19 protein-coding genes and 1 tRNA gene are annotated in these 21,338 nt (G+C 59.7%); 4 read left to right on the forward strand and 16 right to left on the reverse strand.

Annotation, left to right across the window (positions count from 1 at the left end):
* Positions 1–88: 88 nt before the first annotated feature.
* The 6 genes from ACI514_RS24385 to dibA all read right to left on the reverse strand — a co-directional run bounded on the left by ACI514_RS24385 (position 89) and on the right by dibA (position 6,408).
* On the reverse strand, positions 89–1,078 hold the full coding sequence (locus tag ACI514_RS24385; RefSeq protein ID WP_003220514.1) for a sulfate/molybdate ABC transporter ATP-binding protein: 990 nt from the start codon (positions 1,076–1,078) through the stop codon (positions 89–91).
* Positions 1,079–1,081: 3 nt separating this feature from the next.
* Entirely contained in the window at positions 1,082–1,954 is an 873-nt protein-coding gene (cysW, locus tag ACI514_RS24390; RefSeq protein ID WP_038367233.1) for a sulfate ABC transporter permease subunit CysW, read from the reverse strand.
* Positions 1,955–1,966: 12 nt separating this feature from the next.
* Positions 1,967–2,785: a sulfate ABC transporter permease subunit CysT gene (gene cysT / locus ACI514_RS24395; protein WP_008080019.1), complete on the reverse strand. Its 819-nt coding sequence runs from the start codon at positions 2,783–2,785 to the stop codon at positions 1,967–1,969.
* A 173-nt stretch (positions 2,786–2,958) separates the two neighbouring features.
* On the reverse strand, positions 2,959–3,972 hold the full coding sequence (locus ACI514_RS24400) for a sulfate ABC transporter substrate-binding protein (RefSeq protein ID WP_007917681.1): 1,014 nt from the start codon (positions 3,970–3,972) through the stop codon (positions 2,959–2,961).
* Positions 3,973–4,133: 161 nt separating this feature from the next.
* The gene (oscA, locus tag ACI514_RS24405; protein WP_077570118.1) at positions 4,134–4,316 is read right to left on the reverse strand and encodes a sulfur starvation response protein OscA; all 183 of its coding nucleotides are present in this window, start codon (positions 4,314–4,316) and stop codon (positions 4,134–4,136) included.
* Positions 4,317–4,488: 172 nt separating this feature from the next.
* Positions 4,489–6,408, reverse strand: a complete 1,920-nt coding sequence (dibA, locus tag ACI514_RS24410) for a phosphodiesterase DibA (protein ID WP_160054666.1) — start codon at positions 6,406–6,408, stop codon at positions 4,489–4,491.
* A 146-nt stretch (positions 6,409–6,554) separates the two neighbouring features.
* Between dibA and desA the strand changes: the two genes are divergently transcribed.
* Complete coding sequence (gene desA, locus ACI514_RS24415) at positions 6,555–7,739, forward strand: delta-9 fatty acid desaturase DesA (RefSeq protein ID WP_405122540.1); 1,185 nt, start codon at positions 6,555–6,557, stop codon at positions 7,737–7,739.
* 143 nt (positions 7,740–7,882) lie between these two features.
* Positions 7,883–8,872 carry a sensor domain-containing diguanylate cyclase gene (locus ACI514_RS24420; protein ID WP_160054662.1) on the forward strand — a complete coding sequence of 330 codons (990 nt, stop codon included), beginning with the start codon at positions 7,883–7,885 and terminating at the stop codon, positions 8,870–8,872.
* 136 nt (positions 8,873–9,008) lie between these two features.
* Here the strand turns inward: ACI514_RS24420 and ACI514_RS24425 are convergent, their stop codons facing one another.
* The 3 genes from ACI514_RS24425 to gabD form a co-directional block, all read right to left on the reverse strand.
* Positions 9,009–10,220 (reverse strand): HDOD domain-containing protein, encoded by a 1,212-nt coding sequence (locus ACI514_RS24425; RefSeq protein WP_405122541.1) that lies wholly within the window; start codon positions 10,218–10,220, stop codon positions 9,009–9,011.
* A 136-nt stretch (positions 10,221–10,356) separates the two neighbouring features.
* Positions 10,357–11,634: a 4-aminobutyrate--2-oxoglutarate transaminase gene (gabT, locus tag ACI514_RS24430; RefSeq protein WP_007917687.1), complete on the reverse strand. Its 1,278-nt coding sequence runs from the start codon at positions 11,632–11,634 to the stop codon at positions 10,357–10,359.
* Positions 11,635–11,819: 185 nt separating this feature from the next.
* On the reverse strand, positions 11,820–13,262 hold the full coding sequence (gene gabD, locus ACI514_RS24435) for an NADP-dependent succinate-semialdehyde dehydrogenase (RefSeq protein ID WP_160054658.1): 1,443 nt from the start codon (positions 13,260–13,262) through the stop codon (positions 11,820–11,822).
* A gap of 442 nt (positions 13,263–13,704) precedes the next feature.
* Here gabD and ACI514_RS24440 point away from each other — a divergent pair.
* A tRNA-Arg gene (locus ACI514_RS24440) sits at positions 13,705–13,781 on the forward strand.
* Between the two features lie 77 nt (positions 13,782–13,858).
* Here the strand turns inward: ACI514_RS24440 and ACI514_RS24445 are convergent.
* From ACI514_RS24445 to ACI514_RS24465, 5 genes are all read right to left on the reverse strand, one after another.
* Positions 13,859–14,128 carry a hypothetical protein gene (locus tag ACI514_RS24445; protein ID WP_405122542.1) on the reverse strand — a complete coding sequence of 90 codons (270 nt, stop codon included), beginning with the start codon at positions 14,126–14,128 and terminating at the stop codon, positions 13,859–13,861.
* A 20-nt stretch (positions 14,129–14,148) separates the two neighbouring features.
* Positions 14,149–14,745, reverse strand: a complete 597-nt coding sequence (locus ACI514_RS24450; protein ID WP_405122543.1) for a hypothetical protein — start codon at positions 14,743–14,745, stop codon at positions 14,149–14,151.
* On the reverse strand, positions 14,742–15,323 hold the full coding sequence (locus ACI514_RS24455) for an RNA polymerase sigma factor (RefSeq protein ID WP_174244488.1): 582 nt from the start codon (positions 15,321–15,323) through the stop codon (positions 14,742–14,744). Before ACI514_RS24455 ends, ACI514_RS24450 begins: the two co-directional genes overlap by 4 nt.
* 30 nt (positions 15,324–15,353) lie before the next feature.
* Positions 15,354–17,033 (reverse strand): vWA domain-containing protein, encoded by a 1,680-nt coding sequence (locus ACI514_RS24460; RefSeq protein WP_405122544.1) that lies wholly within the window; start codon positions 17,031–17,033, stop codon positions 15,354–15,356.
* An 87-nt stretch (positions 17,034–17,120) separates the two neighbouring features.
* On the reverse strand, positions 17,121–17,681 hold the full coding sequence (locus ACI514_RS24465; protein WP_405122545.1) for a YbhB/YbcL family Raf kinase inhibitor-like protein: 561 nt from the start codon (positions 17,679–17,681) through the stop codon (positions 17,121–17,123).
* A 139-nt stretch (positions 17,682–17,820) separates the two neighbouring features.
* On the opposite strand from ACI514_RS24465, the gene ACI514_RS24470 reads away from it, so the two are divergent.
* Positions 17,821–19,344 carry an FAD-dependent oxidoreductase gene (locus ACI514_RS24470; protein ID WP_405122546.1) on the forward strand — a complete coding sequence of 508 codons (1,524 nt, stop codon included), beginning with the start codon at positions 17,821–17,823 and terminating at the stop codon, positions 19,342–19,344.
* A 114-nt stretch (positions 19,345–19,458) separates the two neighbouring features.
* On the opposite strand, the gene pgaD is transcribed toward ACI514_RS24470, so the two are convergent.
* Both pgaD and pgaC read right to left on the reverse strand, forming a co-directional pair.
* Complete coding sequence (gene pgaD / locus ACI514_RS24475; protein ID WP_160054646.1) at positions 19,459–19,986, reverse strand: poly-beta-1,6-N-acetyl-D-glucosamine biosynthesis protein PgaD; 528 nt, start codon at positions 19,984–19,986, stop codon at positions 19,459–19,461.
* Positions 19,983–21,338 (reverse strand): poly-beta-1,6-N-acetyl-D-glucosamine synthase, encoded by a 1,356-nt coding sequence (gene pgaC / locus ACI514_RS24480; protein WP_150708645.1) that lies wholly within the window; start codon positions 21,336–21,338, stop codon positions 19,983–19,985. The genes pgaD and pgaC overlap by 4 nt, the downstream gene beginning before the upstream one ends.

Genomic DNA, 21,338 nt, shown 5'->3' on the forward strand with positions numbered 1-21,338 from the left:
CGCTCCCACAGTGGACTGGTGCTGAACACAAAATTCATGTCCGACCGAATTCCCTGTGGGAGCGAGCCTGCTCGCGAAGCTTTTGATCTTAAAGGCTGGCGACTTTCTGCCAGACCTTCGGCTTGAAGAACAGGGTTTCACCCTTGGCCAAGCCGATCAGGCTGTCATGGTCTTTCACCACTTCGGCCTCGATCAGATCAGTCTGCCCTTCTACCTTCAACGTCACCCGCGTGGTCGCGCCCAACGGCCGGATATCACGCACCTCAGCGGCATGGTGATCTTCCAGTTCGTGTTTGGACAACGATACTTCATGCGGGCGGAACAGCACGTGATTGTCGTCGCTCAGCAGCAAGCGGTTCGAATCGCCGAGGAAGTGATAAACGAAATCGCTGGCCGGGTTTTCGTAGACGTCGCCCGGTGAGCCAATCTGTTCGATCACGCCCTTGTTCATCACCACGATACGGTCGGCGACTTCCATCGCCTCTTCCTGGTCGTGGGTCACGAACACCGAGGTCAGATTGATGTCTTCGTGCAACCGCGCCAGCCAGCGGCGCAGTTCTTTACGCACCTTGGCATCAAGCGCGCCGAACGGCTCATCCAGCAGCAGTACTTTCGGTTCGACCGCCAAGGCACGGGCCAAAGCAATCCGCTGACGCTGGCCACCGGACAACTGCTCCGGATAACGATCCGACAGCCAATCCAGCTGCACCATGTTCAGCAACTCATGAACCTTGGTCGCGATCTGGCTTTCGCTCGGGCGCTGGTTTTTCGGTTTCATGCGCAGGCCAAAGGCGACGTTATCGAAAACGGTCATGTGGCGGAACAACGCGTAATGCTGGAACACAAAACCGACGTTGCGATCACGCACATCGTGGCCGGAGACGTCTTCGCCGTGGAAGACGATGTTGCCCTGATCCGGGGTTTCCAGACCGGCGATGATCCGCAGCAGGGTGGTCTTGCCGCAGCCCGACGGGCCGAGCAGCGCCACCAACTCACCGCTGTGGATGTCCAGGCTGATGTTGTCCAGCGCCTTGAAGGCATTGAAATTCTTGCTGACGTTACGCACTTCGATCGACATGAATTATTCCTCCGCGGCGCTGGCGCGCAGGCGGTTGATACGGTTTTCGCTCCACTGCTTGAGCAGCAGGATGAAGAGCGCCAGGATCAGCAACAGGCTCGCCACAGCGAACGCGGCCACGTGGTTGTATTCGTTGTAGAGGATCTCGACGTGCAACGGCAAGGTGTTGGTCACCCCGCGAATGTGCCCGGACACCACCGACACCGCACCGAATTCACCCATGGCCCGCGCGGTACACAGCACCACGCCATAGATCAGGCCCCATTTGATGTTGGGGACGGTGACGTGCCAGAACATCTGCCAGCCATTGGCGCCGAGCAAACGCGCGGCTTCCTCTTCCTGCGTGCCTTGTTCCTGCATCAGCGGGATCAGTTCACGAGCCACGAACGGCACGGTGACGAAGATCGTCGCCAGCACGATGCCCGGCAAGGCGAAGACGATCTGGATGTCGTGATCCTGCAGCCAAGGCCCGAACAGGCCCTGCGCGCCAAACATCAGCACGTAGACCAGACCGGCGATCACCGGCGATACCGAGAACGGCAGGTCAATCAGGGTCACCAGCATGCTCTTGCCGCGGAACGAGTACTTGCTCACGCACCACGCGGCGCTGACGCCGAACACCAGGTTCAGCGGCACCGAAATCAACACGGCGAATACGGTGAGTTTCAGTGCCGACAGTGCATCCGGTTCAAAGATCGCGGTGAAGAACGCACCGAGGCCATTTTTCAAACCCTGCGATACCACGATGAACAACGGCAGCAGCAGAAACAGGAAAAAGACCAGCCAGCCAAGGCCGATCAGGATTCTGCGCGAAGTGGCACTGCCACGGCGTGCAGCGTTGGCCGAAGAGGCGGCCGCAATAGACGATTGGGACATGTTCGCGCCTCCTTATGGGGTTTCGATGCGCCGCTGCAGCAAGTTGATCAGCAGCAACAGGACGAAGGAAACCACCAGCATCAGCACGCCGATGGCGGTAGCGCCGGTGTAATCGTATTGGTCGAGTTTGACCATGATCAGCAGCGGCAGGATTTCGGTTTTCATCGGCATGTTGCCGGCGATGAAAATCACCGAACCGTACTCGCCGACGCCACGCGCGAACGCCAGGGCAAAACCGGTGAGCCAGGCTGGCAGCAGCGCAGGTACGAGGATGTGGCGGAACACCTGCAAGGGTTTCGCGCCGAGGCACGCGGCAGCTTCTTCGACTTCACGGGGAATGTCGGCCAGCACCGGCTGTACCGTGCGCACCACGAACGGCAGGGTGACGAAGGTCAGCGCCAGAGTGATACCGAGCGGGGTGTAGGCGATTTTGAAACCGAGGTCAGCGGCGAATTGGCCGACCAGACCAGCCGGCGCATACAGCGCGGTCAGCGCGATACCGGCCACCGCTGTCGGCAGGGCGAACGGCAGATCGATCATCGCGTCGATCACCTTGCGCCCCGGGAAGGTGTAGCGCACCAGCACCCAGGCCAGCAACGTGCCGATGATGCCGTTGATGATCGCAGCGCACAGCGCGGTGCCGAAGCTCAGCTTCAAGGCCGCAAGCACCCGCGGTGCGGAGATGATCGCCCAGAACTGATCCCAGGTGAGTTGGGCGGCGTGGACGAACATCGCCGCCAGCGGGATAAGCACAATCAGGCTGAGGTACACCAAGGTGTAGCCCAGCGTCAGCCCGAAGCCGGGTATGACGGGGGAGATACGACGCGACATAAAAGTCCTTGGTTAAAAAGCATTCCGCTGAACGCACCAATGTGGGAGCGAGCTTGCTCGCGAAGAGGGAGTATCAGCCAACTCTACGTCGTCTGACACTCCGCTTTCGCGAGCAAGCTCGCTCCCACATTTTCCGCGCCTGGCTTCAGGCTTGATGTGTGGCTGAAGTCAGATTACTGCGCCTGATAAATCTGGTCGAACACGCCACCGTCGTTGAAGAATTTAGGTTGCGCGGTTTTCCAGCCGCCGAAGTCCTTGTCGATGGTCACCAGGTCCAGTTTCGGGAACTGCTGGGCGTACTTCGCGGCCACGTCCTTGTCACGCGGACGGTAGAAGTTCTTCGCGGCGATCTCCTGACCGGCCGGGCTGTACAAGTGCTTCAGATAGGCTTCGGCGATCTGCTCGTTGCCCTTCTTCTCGGCGTTCTTGTCGACCACCGCCACTGGCGGCTCGGCGAGGATCGACAGCGAAGGCACGACAATGTCGAACTTGTCGGCGCCGCCATCTTCTTTCAGTGCCAGGAACGCTTCGTTTTCCCAAGCCAGTAACACATCACCCTGACCGTTGTTGACGAAGGTAATGGTCGAACCGCGTGCACCGGTATCCAGCACTGGCACGTGCTTGAACAGGGTCTGCACATATTCTTTGGCTTTGGCTTCGTCACCGCCGTTGGCTTTCAGGCCATAGGCCCACGCGGCGAGGAAGTTCCAGCGGGCGCCGCCGGAGGTTTTCGGGTTCGGGGTGATCACCGAGACGTCGTTCTTGACCAGATCGCCCCAGTCCTTGATGCCTTTCGGGTTGCCCTTGCGCACCAGGAAGACGATGGTCGAGGTGTACGGCGTGCTCGCTTCCGGCAGACGCTTCTGCCAGTCGGCGGGCAGGGTCTTGCCGAGTTTGGCGATTTCGTCGATGTCGCCGGCCAGCGCCAGGGTCACGACGTCAGCGCGCAGACCGTCGATCACCGCACGGCCCTGCTTGCCCGAACCACCGTGGGATTGCTGGATTTTAACGGTGTCGCCAGCGTGGTCTTTCTGCCAGAACTTGATGAATTCAGCGTTGTAATCCTGATACAGCTCGCGCGTCGGGTCATACGACACGTTGAGCAGTTCGTAATCCTTGGCAACGGCGGAACCGGCAAACACAGCACTGGCCAGGGCGGCCAAAGCGTAACGGCGAATCGACGACATGGTGAAAGCTCCTGGAATTCTTGGTGGTGGCTTTTTCTTATGAATATCTGGAATCGGATGTGCCGGCTAAAGATCGTCCGATCGCGGCCCGAACCTTCGGCAGCTCCTACACACAGCCCCCTGTAGGAGCTGCCGCAGGCTGCGATCTTTTGATCTTCAACTCAGCCCGGTTGTTTGCCCGGTTGCTGCAAACGGAATTTCTCTTTGCGTTCGATCTGCACGACTTGCGCGTTATGCACAGTGATCTCCACCGCGCCGAAACGCAGATCGCGCAGGGCGCTCTGGATTTCACGCAAGATGGCGCTTTCGTCCTGACCGTCAACGCTGCGAAGGGATGCGCTCATGGTGCTGCTCCTTTGAATGGGATTTGCCTGGCAGTGGGCGGCACTGCGTTCGGCGTAGGAGCAATATAAGAGAGGCGCGGATATTCTTAAAAAGACTATTTAAGAATGTTTATATAACTAGAAAACATTATGTGGCCGGGCAAGGGCTTGCAGACTGCGATCTTTTGATCTTTTAACCAATCACCGGAGTTCTCGCCCAATCAATCTCCTTTGCCGGACTCGGCCGCCCAAACCAGTACCCCTGCCCCAGGTCACATTCCTGTCCCAACAGAAACGCCGCCTGCTCAACCTGTTCAATACCCTCGGCATGCACCTGCATGCCCATGCTCCGGGCCAACGCGATAATCACCCGGACAATCGCCGCGTCATCTTCATCCCACGGCAACCCGGCAACGAAACCCTGATCGATCTTCAATTTCTGCACCGGCAAGCGCTTGAGCCGTAACAGCGACGAATAGCCCGTGCCGAAATCATCGATGGCCAGGCGAATACCCAGTTCGCGCAAACGATGCATCTGCTCCAGAGCCACCTCTGGATCATCCATCACCGCGCTTTCAGTCACCTCCAGCTCCAGATACGCCGGATCCAGCCCGGTGTCGTGCAGCACCTGCGCCACCTGCTGATACAACTCACGCCGGGCAAACAGGCGCGAAGACACATTTACCGCGACAAAAGACAGCACGATCCCGGCCTGCTGCCACTCACACATCTGCCGACACGCCTGCTGCATGACCCAAGCGTCGATTTCGGCGATCAACCCGGTGCGTTCAGCGATCGGAATGAACTCCGCCGGCGACACCAGACCACGCACCGGATGCTGCCAGCGCACCAAGGCTTCGACGCCAATCAGGCGACTGGTTTTCAAGTCATGCACGGGTTGGTAGTAAACCCGCAGTTCCTGCTGCTCCAGCGCGCGGCGCAGCTCGAATGCGATCTCCACACGTTGCTGGGCGTGGGCGGTAAGTTCTTCGGTGTACAAGGCGTAACCGTTGCGACCGCTACTTTTGGCCTTGAACAACGCCGCATCGGCATTGCGCAACAGTTGCTCGGCGCTTAGCGCATCGCTGGGGAACAGACTGATGCCGAGGCTGGCGTTGATGAACAACTGATTGCCATCAATACAGAACGGCTCCTTCAGCGCATCGAGAATGCGTTGCGCCAGCGCCGCCGCCTGCACCGGCTGTGGACAACTTTCCGCCAGTACCGCGAACTCATCGCCGCCGAGCCGCGCCAGGGTAATCCCGGGGCCGAACAGCGCTTGCAAACGCGCCGCCACGGCCTTGAGCAAGCGATCGCCGACGTTATGGCCGAGGCTGTCGTTGATCATCTTGAAGTGATCGAGATCGAGCATCAGCAATGCACAGCCGCGCTTGTGGTTTTGCGCCGAGGCCAGCGCCTGCTCGGCGCGATCGCTGAACAGCAGACGATTGGGCAGATCGGTCAGCGGATCGTGGTGTGCGAGGTGTTTGAGTTCATGCTCGGAATCCTTGATCGCGCTGATGTCGGAAAACACCGCGACGTAATGGCTGAGCCGGCCCTGATCATCGTGAATGACCCGGATGGTCTGCCACTGTGGATAAATCTCGCCGCTTTTGCGCCGGTTCCAGATCTCGCCGCTCCATTCGCCCTGCGACTCAAGGGTAGCGAACATCGCCTGATAGAACCCTGGCGGATGGTGGCCGGATTTGAACAGACTCGGCTGTTGCCCAATGACTTCTTCACGCTGATAACCGGTAATCTCGATGAACGCGCGATTGACGTGCACGATCAGCCCTTGATGGTTGGTCACCAACACCCCTTCGCGGGTGCAATCGAAGACCGCCGCGGCCTGACGCAGGCGTTCGCGATCAGCGTGGCGCTCGCGCAAACGCGCGCCAATCCCGAGAAACTCACACAATCGCGCCCGCGCCAGGAAAATCAGCCCGGCGCTGAGCGCCGCAAAGACGTAACCGTTGATCAGTTGCCATCGGGCAAGATCGACGGAGTTATCGAAGAAATTGTTTAATAAATGATCAGTACCTTGCAGCCAGACAGCGGCAAGCACGAGATAGAGCAGCGCTGCACGCAATGCATCGCGGTAAGTGGCAGGCATTCGGCTGTCCATGTCCCTACAAAAAGGTTGGAATTATAGGTCAAGAAACATCCAGCGACTCTTATCTGAAAGGGCGACTGGTTTTATCTGTGTGCTTGGTGATAATGCAACGGCTGTTTTTATCTTTATCGAGGGCCCTATAGCCTATGTGGTACGAAGGTTTTCTTGGCTTGTCGGCCTGGTCTCTGGTCGCAGTCACCCTGCTGATGACCCACGTGACGATTGTTGCCGTCACGGTCTATCTGCACCGCTACTCGGCCCATCGCTCGCTGGAGCTGAATGCCGGTCTGAAGCACTTTTTCCGTTTCTGGCTGTGGCTGACCACGGCGCAGAACACCCGCGAGTGGACCGCCATCCACCGTAAACACCACGCCAAGTGCGAAACCGAAGACGACCCGCACAGCCCGGTCATCAAGGGTTTGTCGACGGTACTGCGCACCGGCGCCGAGCTGTACCGCGCCGAAGCGCAGAACCCGGAAACCCTGCGCATCTACGGCAAGAACTGCCCCGAAGACTGGATCGAACGCAACGTCTACAGCCGCTACCCGCTGCTGGGCGTGGCAATCATGGGCGTTATCGACCTGCTGCTGTTCGGCACCATCGGCATCACCATCTGGGCGATCCAGATGATGTGGATCCCGGTGTGGGCTGCCGGCGTCATCAACGGTCTGGGCCATGCTGTCGGTTACCGCAACTTCGAATGCCGCGACGCGGCGACCAATCTGGTGCCGTGGGGCATCCTGATCGGCGGCGAAGAACTGCATAACAACCATCACACCTACCCTAACTCGGCCAAGCTGTCGGTGAAGAAGTGGGAGTTCGACCTCGGCTGGGCGTGGATCAAAGTCTTCAGCTTCCTGCGTCTGGCCAAGGTTCAGCGTGTAGCGCCGATCGCCCACCGCGTCGAAGGCAAGGGCAATCTGGACATGGACACCGCCATGGCCATCCTCAACAACCGTTTCCAGATCATGGCCCAGTACCGCAAATTGGTGATCGGTCCGCTGGTCAAGCAAGAACTGGCCAAGGTCGATCATTCGGTGCGCCACCAGTTCCACCGCGCCAAGCGTCTGCTGTCGCGGGAAACCAGCCTGCTGGAAGATCGTCACCACGTGCGCATCCAGACCATGCTCGAGCACAGTCAGGCGTTGAAGGTAATTTACGAAAAACGCCTGGCCCTGCAGCAGATCTGGGTCAAGACCAGCGCAAATGGCCACGACATGCTCGCGGCCATCAAAGAGTGGATTCACGAGGCGGAAGCCAGTGGCATCCAGTCCCTGCGCGAGTTCGCTGACCAGTTGAAAACCTACTCGCTGCGTCCTGCAGCAGTCTGAGACCGTTGATCGGTGCACCCGGCTCCCGGGTGCACCCTTCGGAACTTCGCTAAAAATCGCCTATCTCAAAGACACTTCGCCATCCCGGCGGGCTGTACTGTGGCCGTTGTCGAATTGCGGCACGTCCTTTGAGATCTGTGCCGATGGTCAATAACAACCAAAAAGACTCATCCTTACCGCAGTGGCCCGAGGCCGCGCAAACCCTGATGGCGTTGATGCATGCCCAAGGCGAGGTCGCTCGGCTAAGCGAACGCGAGCAGCTGTTTAGCTCATTGCTGGTCAGCGTCAACGCCGTGCTCTGGGCTTTCAACTGGGAAACCCGTCAGGTGCTGTACGTCAGCCCCGCCTACGAACGGATTTTCGGTCGCTCCGCCGGCCTGCTGCTCGCCGACTACAACCAATGGCGTGACAGCATCTACCCCGACGATCTGGAATACGCCGAACGCAGCCTCACCGAAGTCCTGCACAAAGGTGCGGTAGAAGATCGCGAATACCGCATCATCGCCGCCGACGGCCAGGTGCGCTGGCTCAGCGATAAGTGCTTCATCAACCGTCAGGACGAGCCGGGGCAACCGGTGATCATCGTCGGCATCGCCGAGGACATCACTGACAAGAAGCAGATGGAAACCGAGCTGCATCGCTTGGCGACCACCGACGTGCTGACGCAAAGCAGCAACCGCCGTCACTTCTTCGAGTGCGCCAACCGCGAGTTCGAAGAGGCGCGTGCGCAGGGTTCGCCCATGGCGTTTTTGCTGCTCGATATCGATGACTTCAAAGTGATCAACGACAGTTACGGCCATCCCGAAGGCGACAACGTGTTGCAGCGGATTGCCGAGTGCGGGCGTGGCTCGTTACGTCGCGGTGATCTGTTCGGGCGGATTGGCGGGGAAGAGTTTGCGGCGGTGTTTCCAGGGTGCGCACCGGACATGGCCATGCAAGTGGCCGAGCGACTGCAGCAGGAAATTCAGCGGTTGAGCTTCAGCCATGACGGGCAGACGTACGGCATCACAGTCAGCCAGGGGCTGACCAGCCTTACCGGGGAAGACGAAAGCCTCGACAGCCTGTTCGCCCGTGCGGATGCGGCCATGTATGAGGCCAAACGGCAGGGCAAGAACCGCATCATTTCTGCCTGACCCGTATCTCAGCTACACAGAGATCCATTGTAGGAGTGAGCCTGCTCGCGATAGCGGTGTGTCGGACACACAGAATTGACTGACACACCGCTATCGCGAGCAGGCTCACTCCTACATTGGAATTGTGTAAGTCAGGTTATTTGCGCATCCGCATCAACTCCGGCAGCCCGATCTTGAGCAACCGCGCCGTGCGGCTCTTCGCCAACTCCTCCACGCCCTCATGCTCGGTCAAGCGGGCCATCTGCGCCGACATGTTCATCACCAGCGCCTCGCGGGAATACACGCCGCCACCGAGCTGGTAGACCGAGGCAATCAGCTCACGCAGCTCCAGCGGCAATCGCCAGCGAGTACGCAGGGCCGAACCATATGCCGCGCCAAATTCCGCCAGCGCCTCGCCGACTTCCTCCAGCTCATCCAGCTCACCACCGGCCTGCTGCCATTCCTGCAGACAACGCAGCAACGCCAGATCACCCAAGCGATGCAGCATGCCCGCGCAGTAACAGCGCTCCTGATCGAGATCGAGCAAGCGCGCCAGCGTGCGGGCGTATTCAGCGGTGTGCAGCGACAACCCCCAGTAACGTTCGGCGTAATCCGCCAGGCACGGATCACTGAGTCTGGCGCTGCGTTTGAGTGCCAACCCCAGAATCAGGTTCATGCTCTGTCCGGTGCCCAAGCGATGCAGGGCTTGCGCCAGTGTTTGCACCGGCGCGCCGTGGTGCTGCGCCGCGCTGTTGGCCGCAGCGATCAACACCGCCGTGATCTGTGGATCGGTTTTGATCTCATCTTCCAGCAACTTCAGATCGAGGCCATTGGGATTGAGGCTGCGCTTCACCGCCACCTGCACATCGGTCATCAACGGTGCGCCGTCGGCTTGCTCGCGGCGGCGCTCAAGAAATACTGCCAAGGTCATGCCCGGCGCCAATGCCGGCACCTCACAGAACACCTCTTCACCGGCATTCAGCAACAAGCCTTGTAAACGCTCAGTCAGATTTTCCATATTCAGCGGCTTGGTCAGATACGCCGTTGGCGCCAGCGGAATCGCTTCGCGCACACTGGCGCTGTCGTTGCGGTTGCTCATCAGAATGAACGGCAGCGGTGGATTGCGCTTGCGCTGACGCACGCTGCGCAGCACATTCAAACCATCGACGCCGGGCAGTTCCCAATCGACGATGGCGAGGTCATACGGAATTTCGCTGAGCATCGACATGGCTTGCTGGCCATCGGCACACAGATCCAGCCGTGCATCGCAACGCACGTTCAGCAACACTTGTTTGAGCAAGTCGCGAGACCACGGATCAGCCTCGGCAATCAGCACTCGCGGTACGGCGGGTAAATCAACGGCAGTCATGCGCGCTCTCCCTTGCAATGCCTGAACCTTAGCCAATGCTGGCCATTCGATACAGCGCTAAAGCGCTCGATGTGTTTCAAGGGGCGTAAAAAAACCCGCCGAAGCGGGTTTTTGTCGATCAGGTCACACGGGGTGATCAGAGCTCGGAGAAGCACTCTTCGATGATCGCCAGGCCTTTGTCCAGTTGCTCGTCCGGCGAGGTCAGCGGTACGAGGACGCGCAGAACGTTGCCGTAGGTGCCGCAGGACAGCAGGATCAGGCCCTTGTCGCGAGCCTTGGCCACAACCGACGCTACTGCTGCAGCGTTTGGCTTGTGGCTGTCACCGTTTTCGAACAGCTCGACCGCGATCATCGCGCCCAGGGCTCGGACTTCGCCAATCACCGGATACTTGGCCTGGATAGCTTTCAGGCCAGTGACCAGACGTTCGCCGACAGCCTTGCAGCGGTCCAGCAGTTGCTCTTCTTCGAACACTTCCATCACTGCCAGAGCAGCGGCGCAAGCGATCGGGCTACCGGCGTAGGTGCCGCCCAGGCCGCCTGGCGCAATGGCGTCCATGTATTCGGCCTTGCCGCAAACACCGGCGAGCGGGAAGCCGCCAGCGATGGATTTGGCGAACGTGGTCAGGTCGGCAGCAACGCCCATCTGTTCCATGGCAAAGAACGTACCGGTACGACCAGCGCCAGTTTGCACTTCGTCAGCAATCAGCAGGATGCCGTGCTGGTCGCACAGCGCGCGCAGGCGCTTCATGAATTCCTTCGGCGCAACGTAGAAACCACCTTCACCCTGCACAGGCTCGATGATGATTGCGGCGATGTCTTTCGGCTCGGCGTCGTTCTTGAAGATGCGCTCGATGGAAGCGATCGAGTCGTCGATGCTCACGCCGTGCAGTTCGTTCGGGTACAGCGCGCGGAAGATACCGCCTGGCATCAGGCCCATGCCGGCCGAGTACGGCACGACTTTACCGGTCAGACCCAGGGTCATCATGGTACGACCGTGGTAAGCGCCGGTGAAGGCGATCACGCCGGCACGGCCAGTGGCGGCACGGGCGATTTTCACGGCGTTTTCCACGGCCTCGGAACCGGTGGTGACCAGCAGGGTTTTCTTGGCGAAATCACCTGGGACCTTCGCGTTGATCTTTTCGCACAGCTCAACGTACGGCTCGTAAGCCAGTACCTGGAAGCAGGTGTGGGTCAGCTTGTTCAGCTGTTCGGTCACGGCGGCGATGATTTTCGGGTGCACGTGGCCGGTGTTCAGTACAGCGATGCCGCCGGCGAAGTCGATGAACTCACGACCTTCAACGTCAGTCACGGTAGCGTTTTTTGCCGATTCAGCGAAGATCGGGTGAATCTGGCCAACACCACGTGGAACAGCTGCGGTACGACGGGCCATCAGTTCAGCGTTAGTCTTGCTCATTACAGTCCTCATTCGCCGCTCATCGGGCGGCGTGGTTCAAGGATTAAGCGGGAGAAATCGACGGTGGCAGCATGCGATGATCGACTGCCACGGCGTTCCTGGCCGCAGAGAAAATTCCGGTTTGAAACCACGCAAAGGGACAGCGCTCTCGTGCCCTTTGCGTTTGCAGCGATCCTTGTCCGAGCTTAGATGCCCAGGCAGAGGTATTTGATTTCCAGGTAATCTTCGATGCCGTACTTGGAGCCTTCACGGCCCAAGCCCGAGGCCTTGATGCCGCCGAACGGCGCGACTTCGTTGGAGATCAGCCCGGTGTTGACGCCGACCATGCCGTATTCCAGCGCTTCAGCGACACGGAACACACGACCGAGGTCACGAGCGTAGAAGTACGAAGCCAGACCGAACTCGGTGTCGTTGGACATCGCGATCACTTCGGCCTCGTCTTTGAAGCGGAACAGCGGCGCCAGTGGACCGAAGGTTTCTTCCTTGGCCACGGCGGCATTTTTCGGCACGTTGGTGAGGATGGTCGGCTCGAAGAAGTTGCCTTCCATCGCCTTGCCACCAGCCAGCACGGTGGCGCCTTTGGCTACAGCGTCAGCGATGTGTTCTTGCACTTTGGCCACGGCTTTTTCGTCGATCAGCGGGCCAGTGGTGGTGCCGTCTTCCAGACCGTTGCCGATCTTCAGTTTGGCCACGGCCACTTTCAGCTTCTCGGCGAACGCGTCGTAGACCGAATCCTGAATGTACAGACGGTTGGCGCAGACGCAGGTCTGGCCGTTGTTGCGGTATTTGGAAATGATCGCGCCTTCGACGGCCTTATCCAGGTCCGCGTCGTCGAACACGATGAACGGCGCGTTGCCGCCCAGTTCCAGCGAGACTTTCTTGATGTCCTTGGCGCATTCCGACATCAGCTGACGACCGATTTCGGTCGAACCGGTGAAGGACAGTTTGCGCACGATCGGGTTGCTGGTCAGCTCGCTGCCGATGTCGCCGGCGCTGCCGGAAACGACACTGAACACGCCCGCAGGAATGCCCGCGCGCTGAGCCAGTTCGGCCAGGGCGAAAGCGGAAAACGGAGTTTGCGAAGCAGGCTTGAGCACCATGGTGCAACCGGCGGCCAGTGCCGGGCCGGCTTTACGGGTGATCATCGCGGCCGGGAAGTTCCACGGGGTGATCGCAGCGGTCACGCCGATTGGCTGCTTGATCACGATCAAGCGCTTGTCTGGCTGGTGGCCCGGAATCACATCACCGTAGATGCGCTTGGCCTCCTCGGCGAACCACTCGATGAACGAAGCGGCGTAAACGATTTCGCCCTTGGCTTCGGCCAGCGGCTTGCCCTGCTCGAGGGTCATCAGGCGCGCGAGGTCGTCCTGGTGCTCGATCATCAGTTCGAACCAGCGACGCAGCTTGCCGGCACGCTCTTTGGCGGTCAGTGCACGCCAGGCCGGCAGCGCTTTATCAGCGGCTTCAATGGCACGGCGGGTTTCGGCGGCGCCCATTTTTGGCACGGTACCGAGGATTTCACCGGTGGCCGGGTTGTTGACCTTGATCGTCTGACCGTTGTCCGCATCGACCCAAGCGCCATCAATGAAGGCTTGCTGGCGGAACAACAGGGTGTCTTTAAGCTGCATGTCGGCTTTCCTTAACAGCACCGCGGCCTGCGCGGAGCAAATTATGATTGTAGAAAGGCGCCTCGCGAGGCTGCCGTCAGGGAAATCAGTGACCGGGTGTGGCGCTTCAACCGTGCACGATTCGAAACACTGGCGCTTCAACGCCCGGTCAACGAGCGTTTGAAATCTCAAACGGATCGTAGGATCAAAGGGGTTAAAGGACAATAGGTCGTTCGAAAAAAAGAACAAAAACGGCGTGTTTGTGGAATTTTTCAGATCAACGCGCCAAAAGCCTCAGCCGCCACAAAACCATAGAACAGTCCCGAGAAAGCGCCAAGCGAGGGTTTTGCAGGACGTTACAGCTTTATGGAATGCAGCGATTTGCGCCGACACGCGCACTGACAATCCGTGCCGAAACCCAGCATGGACGCCCCGAGCCGACCTAGGTATGATGTCGCCCGCTGCACCAGTAGCTCAGCTGGATAGAGTACTGCCCTCCGAAGGCAGGGGTCGTGGGTTCGAATCCCGCCTGGTGCACCATTGATTTAAACGAGAAAGCCCCGGACTGTGATGGTCCGGGGCTTTTTTGTGGGTGACGCAAAGGGACCGGAACGACGTTACTCCGTCGTCCAGTCAAACTCGTCGTAATCATCATCGTCGTCTTCTTCCTCCTCAACCTCCTCAAAAACGTCGCCTTCATCGACGACATCCTCTTCCGACTGGTTAAGCAGAAACTCCTTACGCGTCTCGGTAATCGCGCGCCGCATCTCTTCGCCCTTCTCCGGGCAGTTGAGCAGTTGGGCGATGCGGTCAATTTTTGCTGCCACGTTGTCCTCCAGCGCATCGGCAATGCCCCGATAGTGCGCGTTTTTGCGGGGTAATGCCAAATGGCTGGGGGATCAGGCGGTCATTTTTTCTGCAACTGTTCGAGTCGGGCGTCGAGATCGGCGTTCGGGTAGCGTTTGTGCAGGTTGTTGAACAGGCTGTCGGCGGCTTGCGATTGGCCGGATTCGCGCAGGCGCAGGACTTCGCGCAGTTGTGCGTCGAGGCCGTTGGCCGGGGCGGTGGCGCGTTTGCTGAGTTTGGTTTCATCGGCGCTGATGGCTTGATCTTGCATCGGCGCGGCCATTTCCATCATCGGCACAGGGGCTGGCAGGGCGCCGGCCGGGGCGGACAATCGGTGCAGTTGCGCTGAGTCCGTGTCGGTCATGGGCACTGCTAGCTCGGGGGCAGGAATGTAGTCGTACTGACGCAGCGGCTCAGGAGCACGCTGGACAAGCGACAGCATCAATGCCACGCCGACGAGGCTGGCGAATGCGACTTGCCAGCGCGGTTTGCGGCAGACGTCGAGCCAGCGTTTCCACAGGCTTGGTGTCGGCGCAGGGGTTTGACGCTGCGCGGCGTTGAGGATGAACGCATCGAGGTGCGCTGGTGGTTCGGCGTTGTGCTGTTCGCGCACATGTTTGATCAGCGGATCTTCGGGTGTCTGGCGGGCGTCAGTCATGTCAGTACCTCCTCGGCCAGCAGCCGACGCAGTTTTTGCTGGGCGTAGCGCAAGCGGCTTTTGACGGTTTCCAGCGATGCTTCGGTGAGGCTGGCGATTTGTGCCAGGTCGAGGTCGCCGTGGGTACGCAGCAGGAACACTTCGCGCTGGTCGGCGGGCAGGGTTTGCAGGGCGCTTTCCAGACGCTGGTTGTCGCGGCTCAGGCTGAGCAGTTGTTCGGGATCGTTCGCCTCATCGCTGACGGCATGCGCTTGCTCATCATAACTGTCGTGCAGCGGTTGCTGGGCGCCATGCTTGCGCCAGTAATCGATCAGGCGATTGCGCGCGATCTGGAACAGCCACGTACGAAATGTCGCCCGGCCTTGTGGCTGACTGGCGCTGCGAATCAGGCTCAGCCAGGTTTCCTGAAATACTTCGTCGGCCAGTTCCGGTTTGCCGCTCAAGCCGAGCAGAAACCGGTACAGGCCTTGGCGATGGCGCGCGTACAAGATCTCGAACGCGGCGCCGTCGCCCTCGCGATAACGCGCCAGCAGCGATTCATCGCTGCTGGCGGTTGAGCTGTCTGCCGAGGCAAACAGCTGACTGATGAAGCCTTTCAGACGACTCACTTATTCAATCCGTTGTTCAGTGGCCAACGCGTTCGATGCGGTTGAGTTGCGCAAGCTCTGCGCCAGTTCGACCAGTTGCACGAACTCATTGCGCAAACCGAAGCGATCATCACCACGAGCGCCACGGGCCAGTGTCTCCGTGTCTTTCAGGCTGAAGTCGCCGGTGTAACGGCCATCCTTGAGCTGCTGGGAAAACGCGGCAACGGCAGCAGCAAAACGCAGATCCTCGCTAGCCGGCGCGGTCTGATTGGCTATCGGCCGCTCGATCAGCAGACTTTTCCCACCTTCAGGCTGTTGATAACGCACACGCAGCATCGCCAATTCTCCGCTTTTCCCGGAAACAACCGGCTCCGACTTGCCGTAACGCAGCGGCTCCAGCCAGCCCTTCTCGCCCGCCGGAACAATTTCGTACAGCGCGGTCACCGTGTGTCCTGCGCCGATTTCGCCGGCATCGACTTTGTCATTGCTGAAATCCTCACGCTTCAACGCGCGGTTTTCATAGCCAAGCAGGCGATATTCGCTGACCTGCGCCGGGTTGAACTCCACCTGCAATTTGACGTTTTTTGCCACCACGGCGAGGGTCGAACTCAACTGATCCACCAACACTTTGCGCGCCTCGCGCAGATTGTCGATGTAGGCGTAGTTACCGTCGCCGGCGTCGGCCAGTTGTTCCATCAAGTGTTCATTGTAGTTATCCACACCGAAACCCAGGGTTGTCAGCGAAATTCCGGTTTTGCGTTTATCCGCAGCCATTTGCTTGAGGCTGTCGAAGTCGCTGACGCCGACGTTGAAGTCACCATCGGTGGCCAGGAGGATGCGGTTGATACCTTTTGGGATGAAGGCCTGCTGCGCCATTTGGTAGGCCAGTTCGATACCGGAGGCACCAGCGGTCGAACCGCCGGCAGTCAATTGCTCAATGGCTGTACGAATTTTCGCTTTCTCGCGCCCGGAAGTCGGTTCAAGCACCACTCTGGATTCGCCGGCATACACCACCAGTGACACGCGATCCTGATCGCGCAATTGATCGACCAGCAATTTCAGCGTGCTTTTGACCATCGGCAAGCCCTCGCGGCGATCCATCGAGCCGGACACATCGACCAGAAACACCAGATTGGCCGGGGCGATTTCCGCCACCGCCCGGTCGGACGCCTTGATGCCGATGCGCAGCAGGCGGGTGTGCGGGTTCCACGGTGAGGTGGCCAGTTCAGTAGTCACGCCAAACGGCGATCCGTCGCCGGGCAGCGCGTAGTCATAAGGGAAGTAATTGACCATTTCCTCCAGCCTCACCGTGCCTTCCGGTGGCAGTCGGCCTTGATTGAGCAAGCGGCGGACGTTGGCATAAGCGCCGGTGTCAACGTCAGCGCTGAACGTTGAAACCGGGGTTTCGACGACGCTATGGATCGGGTTATCGGCCAGTTTTTGATATTGCTCGCGCGGCTCGTCACGGTAGCGCTGTGGATAACTGTCTGCGCTTGGCATCGCTGCGAAACTGGCGATTGGCGCAGGATGAGCCATGCGCTTGGCCATCGCCCCACCGGCCATGACCGCTTCCTGCTGTACTAGAACTTCGGGCTGCGCCGGCGCTGGCACAGCAGCGGAATCGGGTGTGGACGAAGCACCGCAACCGGCAAGCGCCAGTAACACAGCAACCGCAACAGGACGCAAGAGAGGATGAGACATGGGGGCTGACCTCGGGATGAAATTGATCATTCATCCACTGAGACGGGCAGCCCTTTCAGTTTGGGTTAAACGCCGCTAAAAAATTTTTCAGCGGTGATAACGCCGCACCGCACTGCTGTTACGCAGTACGTGGCCTTTGATTTTTTCCATCAGCTCGGCGCGGGTCAGACCGGCCGGCAAGGCGTCCGGCGCCAGATCCAGCGCGTAGATCTGGATGACGTAGTGGTGCGCGCTGTCGCCCACTGGCGGGCACGGCCCCATGTAGTGGGTGTTGCCCTTGCTGTTGGTGCCACCGACACCTTCTAACGCGGACTTGGCACCGACGCCAGCGGCAATCTGCCGTGTGGTGGACTTGATGCCGTAGTGAATCCAGTGATCGACACCCAGGCCTTTCTGGCCGTCCGGGTCGTGCATGACGATTGCGTAACTCTGGGTGCCGGCGGGACCTGCGTTCCAGCTCAGGGCCGGCGACTGGTTCTTGCCACCGCAGCCGGCCGCATCGCTGGCCGCGGCCGAGGTGAACAGGCGGTTATCGGAAACACCCGGAATGCTCAGGGTGAAACGCTCCTGGGCCTGCGCCGGAAACTGCACGCAAAGGGTGACGGCAATGGCCGCAAGCCAAGGGTTGAGAGAGGTCAATCGGGTCATTCCGGGAGCACCTTGTGCAGTTGGGCCGTGTTCGGCCTGCAAACTATAGCCGTACCGTTCATGCCGTGGCAGTAGCAAATGGCTGAACCTCGCACTACGACGCAAACTCACAAGAGAAATGCCTGCGAGGAAGTCGCTCATGTCCCTGCACCGCGTCGCCCGTATCGCCGATGTCCCTGAAGACCGTGGCCTGCAAGTTGAAATCGGCGACTGCAAGATTGTGCTGCTGCGCGCCGCTGGGCAATTACGCGCATTTCAAGGCGAATGCCCACATGCCGGGGCGCCGCTGGCTGACGGTGCGTTGTGTCAGGGACGCCTGATCTGCCCGTGGCACAAGGCTGCGTTTCGCGCAGAAGACGGCGCACTATGTGAGCCGCCAGCGCTCGACAGCCTCAAGCGGTATCCACTGGAGCTGCGCGGCGATGACGTTTGGGTCGATGATCAGCCGTTGCCGGATCCGCATGCACCTCCAGCGGATGATTCGCGGACTTTTGTAATCGTCGGTGCCGGAGCGGCAGGTACGGCATGTGCAGCGGCGCTGCGGGAAAAGGGTTTCGGTGGCCGCATCGTCATGATCGACCGCGAGGCCGATGCCGGTTACGACCGTACGGTACTGAGCAAATTTGTTCTCGCCGGGGACATGCCCCCGCAAGAAGTACCACCGCTGCGTGAAGATGACTTCTATAAAGAGCAGTGCATTGAACGCCAACGAGGTGAAATCAGCTCAATCAATGCCTCGGCGAAAACCCTTCACCTCGAAGACGGCCAGTCGCTGCGTTACGACGCGGCGGTGCTCGCCACTGGCGGCGAACCCAATCCGCTGGATTTACCCGGCGCCGATCTTCCGCAGGTATTCGTGCTGCGCTCAAAAGCTCAGGCAGAACGGATCATGAACACTGCCAGACCGGAACAACGTGCAGTGATCATCGGCGACAGCTTCATCGCCCTCGAATGCGCTTCGGCCCTGCGTCAGTACGGCCTCGACGTCACGGTGTTGGCTCGCCACGCGATTCCTTTCGCCGCGCAATTCGGCGAGGCCGTGGGCAAAGCAATCCGTACGCTGCACGAACACAATGGGGTGAAATTCATCACCGAGCACGAAGCCACCGAGATCATCGGCGATGGCAAGGTCGAGGCGGTGCTGCTGGACAACGGTCTGCGTCTTTCGGCGGATCTGGTGCTGGCCGGGGTCGGCGTACACCCGGCTACCGAGTCTTTTGCGTCATTACCGAGGGAAAAAGATCAGTCATTGCGCGTCGATGATGGCATGCGTGTCACCGAGGGCCTGTGGGCCATCGGCGACATCGCCACATTCCCGCTGCACGGCCAGCCGCAACGCATCGAACATTGGCGCCTGGCCCAGCAACACGCTCGCATCGCTGCCGCCAACATGCTCGGTGGCGAAGAACATTACCTCGACGTGCCGTTCTTCTGGACCTGGCATTTTGGCAAGAATTACGACTATCTCGGCCACGCTGAGCAATGGGATGAGGTGGAGTTTCTCGGCGAGCCTGAACATCCGCCATTTATTGGTCTGTTCGGTAGAAACGGTATGGTAGTTGCCGCCGTGGCTTGCAAGAAAGAAAGAGCGATGGCGTTACTCACCGAGCGCATGAAGCAACTGCTGCCGATGGAAGAGGCTTGGGAACTGATCCGCGATTAGCGGCCGATTGATCGTTCCTACGCTCCTGCGTGGGAATGCAGCCCGTGACGCTCCGCGTCACTGGACGCAGAGCGTCCCTAGAGGCATTCCCACGCGGAGCGTGGGAACGATCAATTAACGAAGCAAGGGCTCGCGATTGTCATCATCTTCGGCATGCAGAAAGATCACCCGCGGGTGCTCCAGCGGTGCCAGTGGCGGCGGCAACTCCTGCGGCTGAACCGGCCAGAAATGTGTCACCACATGGCTGATGTCGCCTTCCTGATCGTTGTGAATGGTCATCACCCCGGGCGTGCGCAGTTTCTGAAAGCGGTCATCGCAGAGTTTGAAACTCTTGCTCAGCCCTTCATCGTCAATCACCGGCGACGGCAACCGACGCTGGGCGAAACTGCGACTTTTGCGCTGCTGATAACGCGCCCAACCGATCAGAATCACCGCGTTGACCAAGGCAATCCACAAATAAATCTGCAGGGTGCCCAGCGCGTCGAACGCCGATTTATCGATCAGCGGGCCGCCCGCGTGAGTTTCGACCAGCGGCCACAAGCCACGGATCAGCAGAAACAGCAGGCCAATCCACGCCACCACGGTAAGAATCACATCGACCACGACCAGGAACGGCCGCTGACGGGTCCGGATGATTTTCATTTGATGACCTCCTCTTCGTCGTCGCCGATCGGTTTGATGCCCCGGTCAGGACTGACCCAACGCGCACGTTTCTGATGTTGGCCGAACAGCACTTTGGGGAAGCTGACCAACGTGGTCAGCAGGCTGATAAGCCAGAACACCAACGGATACCAGACCACCCAGAACATTGTGCGACCCAATCCCGGCTCATAGCGCCGGTCGATGACGATGCTGACCGCGAACTGCACCAGGCAGACGAAGGCCAGCAGCAACCCGGTAAACGCCGGCGGCATCAAGTGATCCACCGCGATGGCTTCCGGCATGACCACGAACTTGCCGACGCCCCAGAAAATCACCGACAGCAGGAAGGTGAACGCCCAACCGGTCGACAGGCAGTATTCGAACAGCAGCGGCCACAGGTAACGATGGCGGTACTGCCAGATGCCACGAATGTTCTTGAACAGTACTTCGGCACCGCCCTGGGCCCAGCGCAGACGCTGCTTCCACAGACCGCCGAGGGTTTCCGGCATGAGGATCCAGCACAGTGCGCGCGGCTCGTAGAAGATGCTCCAGTGATCGAGTTGCAGCTTCCAACTGATATCGATGTCTTCGGTGATCATGTCCGGGCTCCAGTAACCGACGCGGTTCAGCGCGGTACGGCGGAACGCGACGATCACGCCGGAGACGGTGAAAATCCGCCCGAACACCCGTTGCGTACGCTTAATGAGCCCGATGATCGACGAGAACTCACCGACCTGCACCCGCCCGACCAGCGTCGAGCGCGTGCGAATCCGCGGGTTGCCGGTCACCGCCCCCAGGCGTGCATTATCCAGCATCGGTGCGACCAGATAGGCTGCGGTGTTCGGCGCCAGCAGCGCATCACCGTCGATGCACACCAGATACTCACTGCGTGCCGCGATGGCGCCCATCCTCAGAGCAACGGCTTTGCCCTGGTTTTCCGCCAGATGCAGCACGCGCAGACGCGGATCTTCCTTGGCCAGCGCATCCAGCACTTCGGCGGTGTTGTCCTTGGAGCCGTCGTTGATCGCGATAACTTCGATGTTCGGATAATGCTGGGCCAGTGCTGCATGGATGGTGTCGGCGGCGTTGTCACCTTCGTTATAGCAAGGGATCAGGATCGAGATCAGCGGCTCGCCTTCCAGCGGTGGCGGCAGCGTGTCGTCTTTCCATGGCCAGTGGCGCTCCCAGTGCAGCCAGAAATACAGGCCGCCGGCGATCCACAACCCGGACATGAACAACGGGTAGAAGAACACGAAGTCCATCAGGAACTGCCCGGTGACCAGGAAGATCAGGCCCAGCGGCACGCCGAGAACGAGCGCCAGAACAAGCAGGGCTAACAGTCTATCCAGCAT

This window comes from Pseudomonas sp. M20, from assembly GCF_045037865.1.
Classification (GTDB): Bacteria; Pseudomonadota; Gammaproteobacteria; order Pseudomonadales; family Pseudomonadaceae; genus Aquipseudomonas.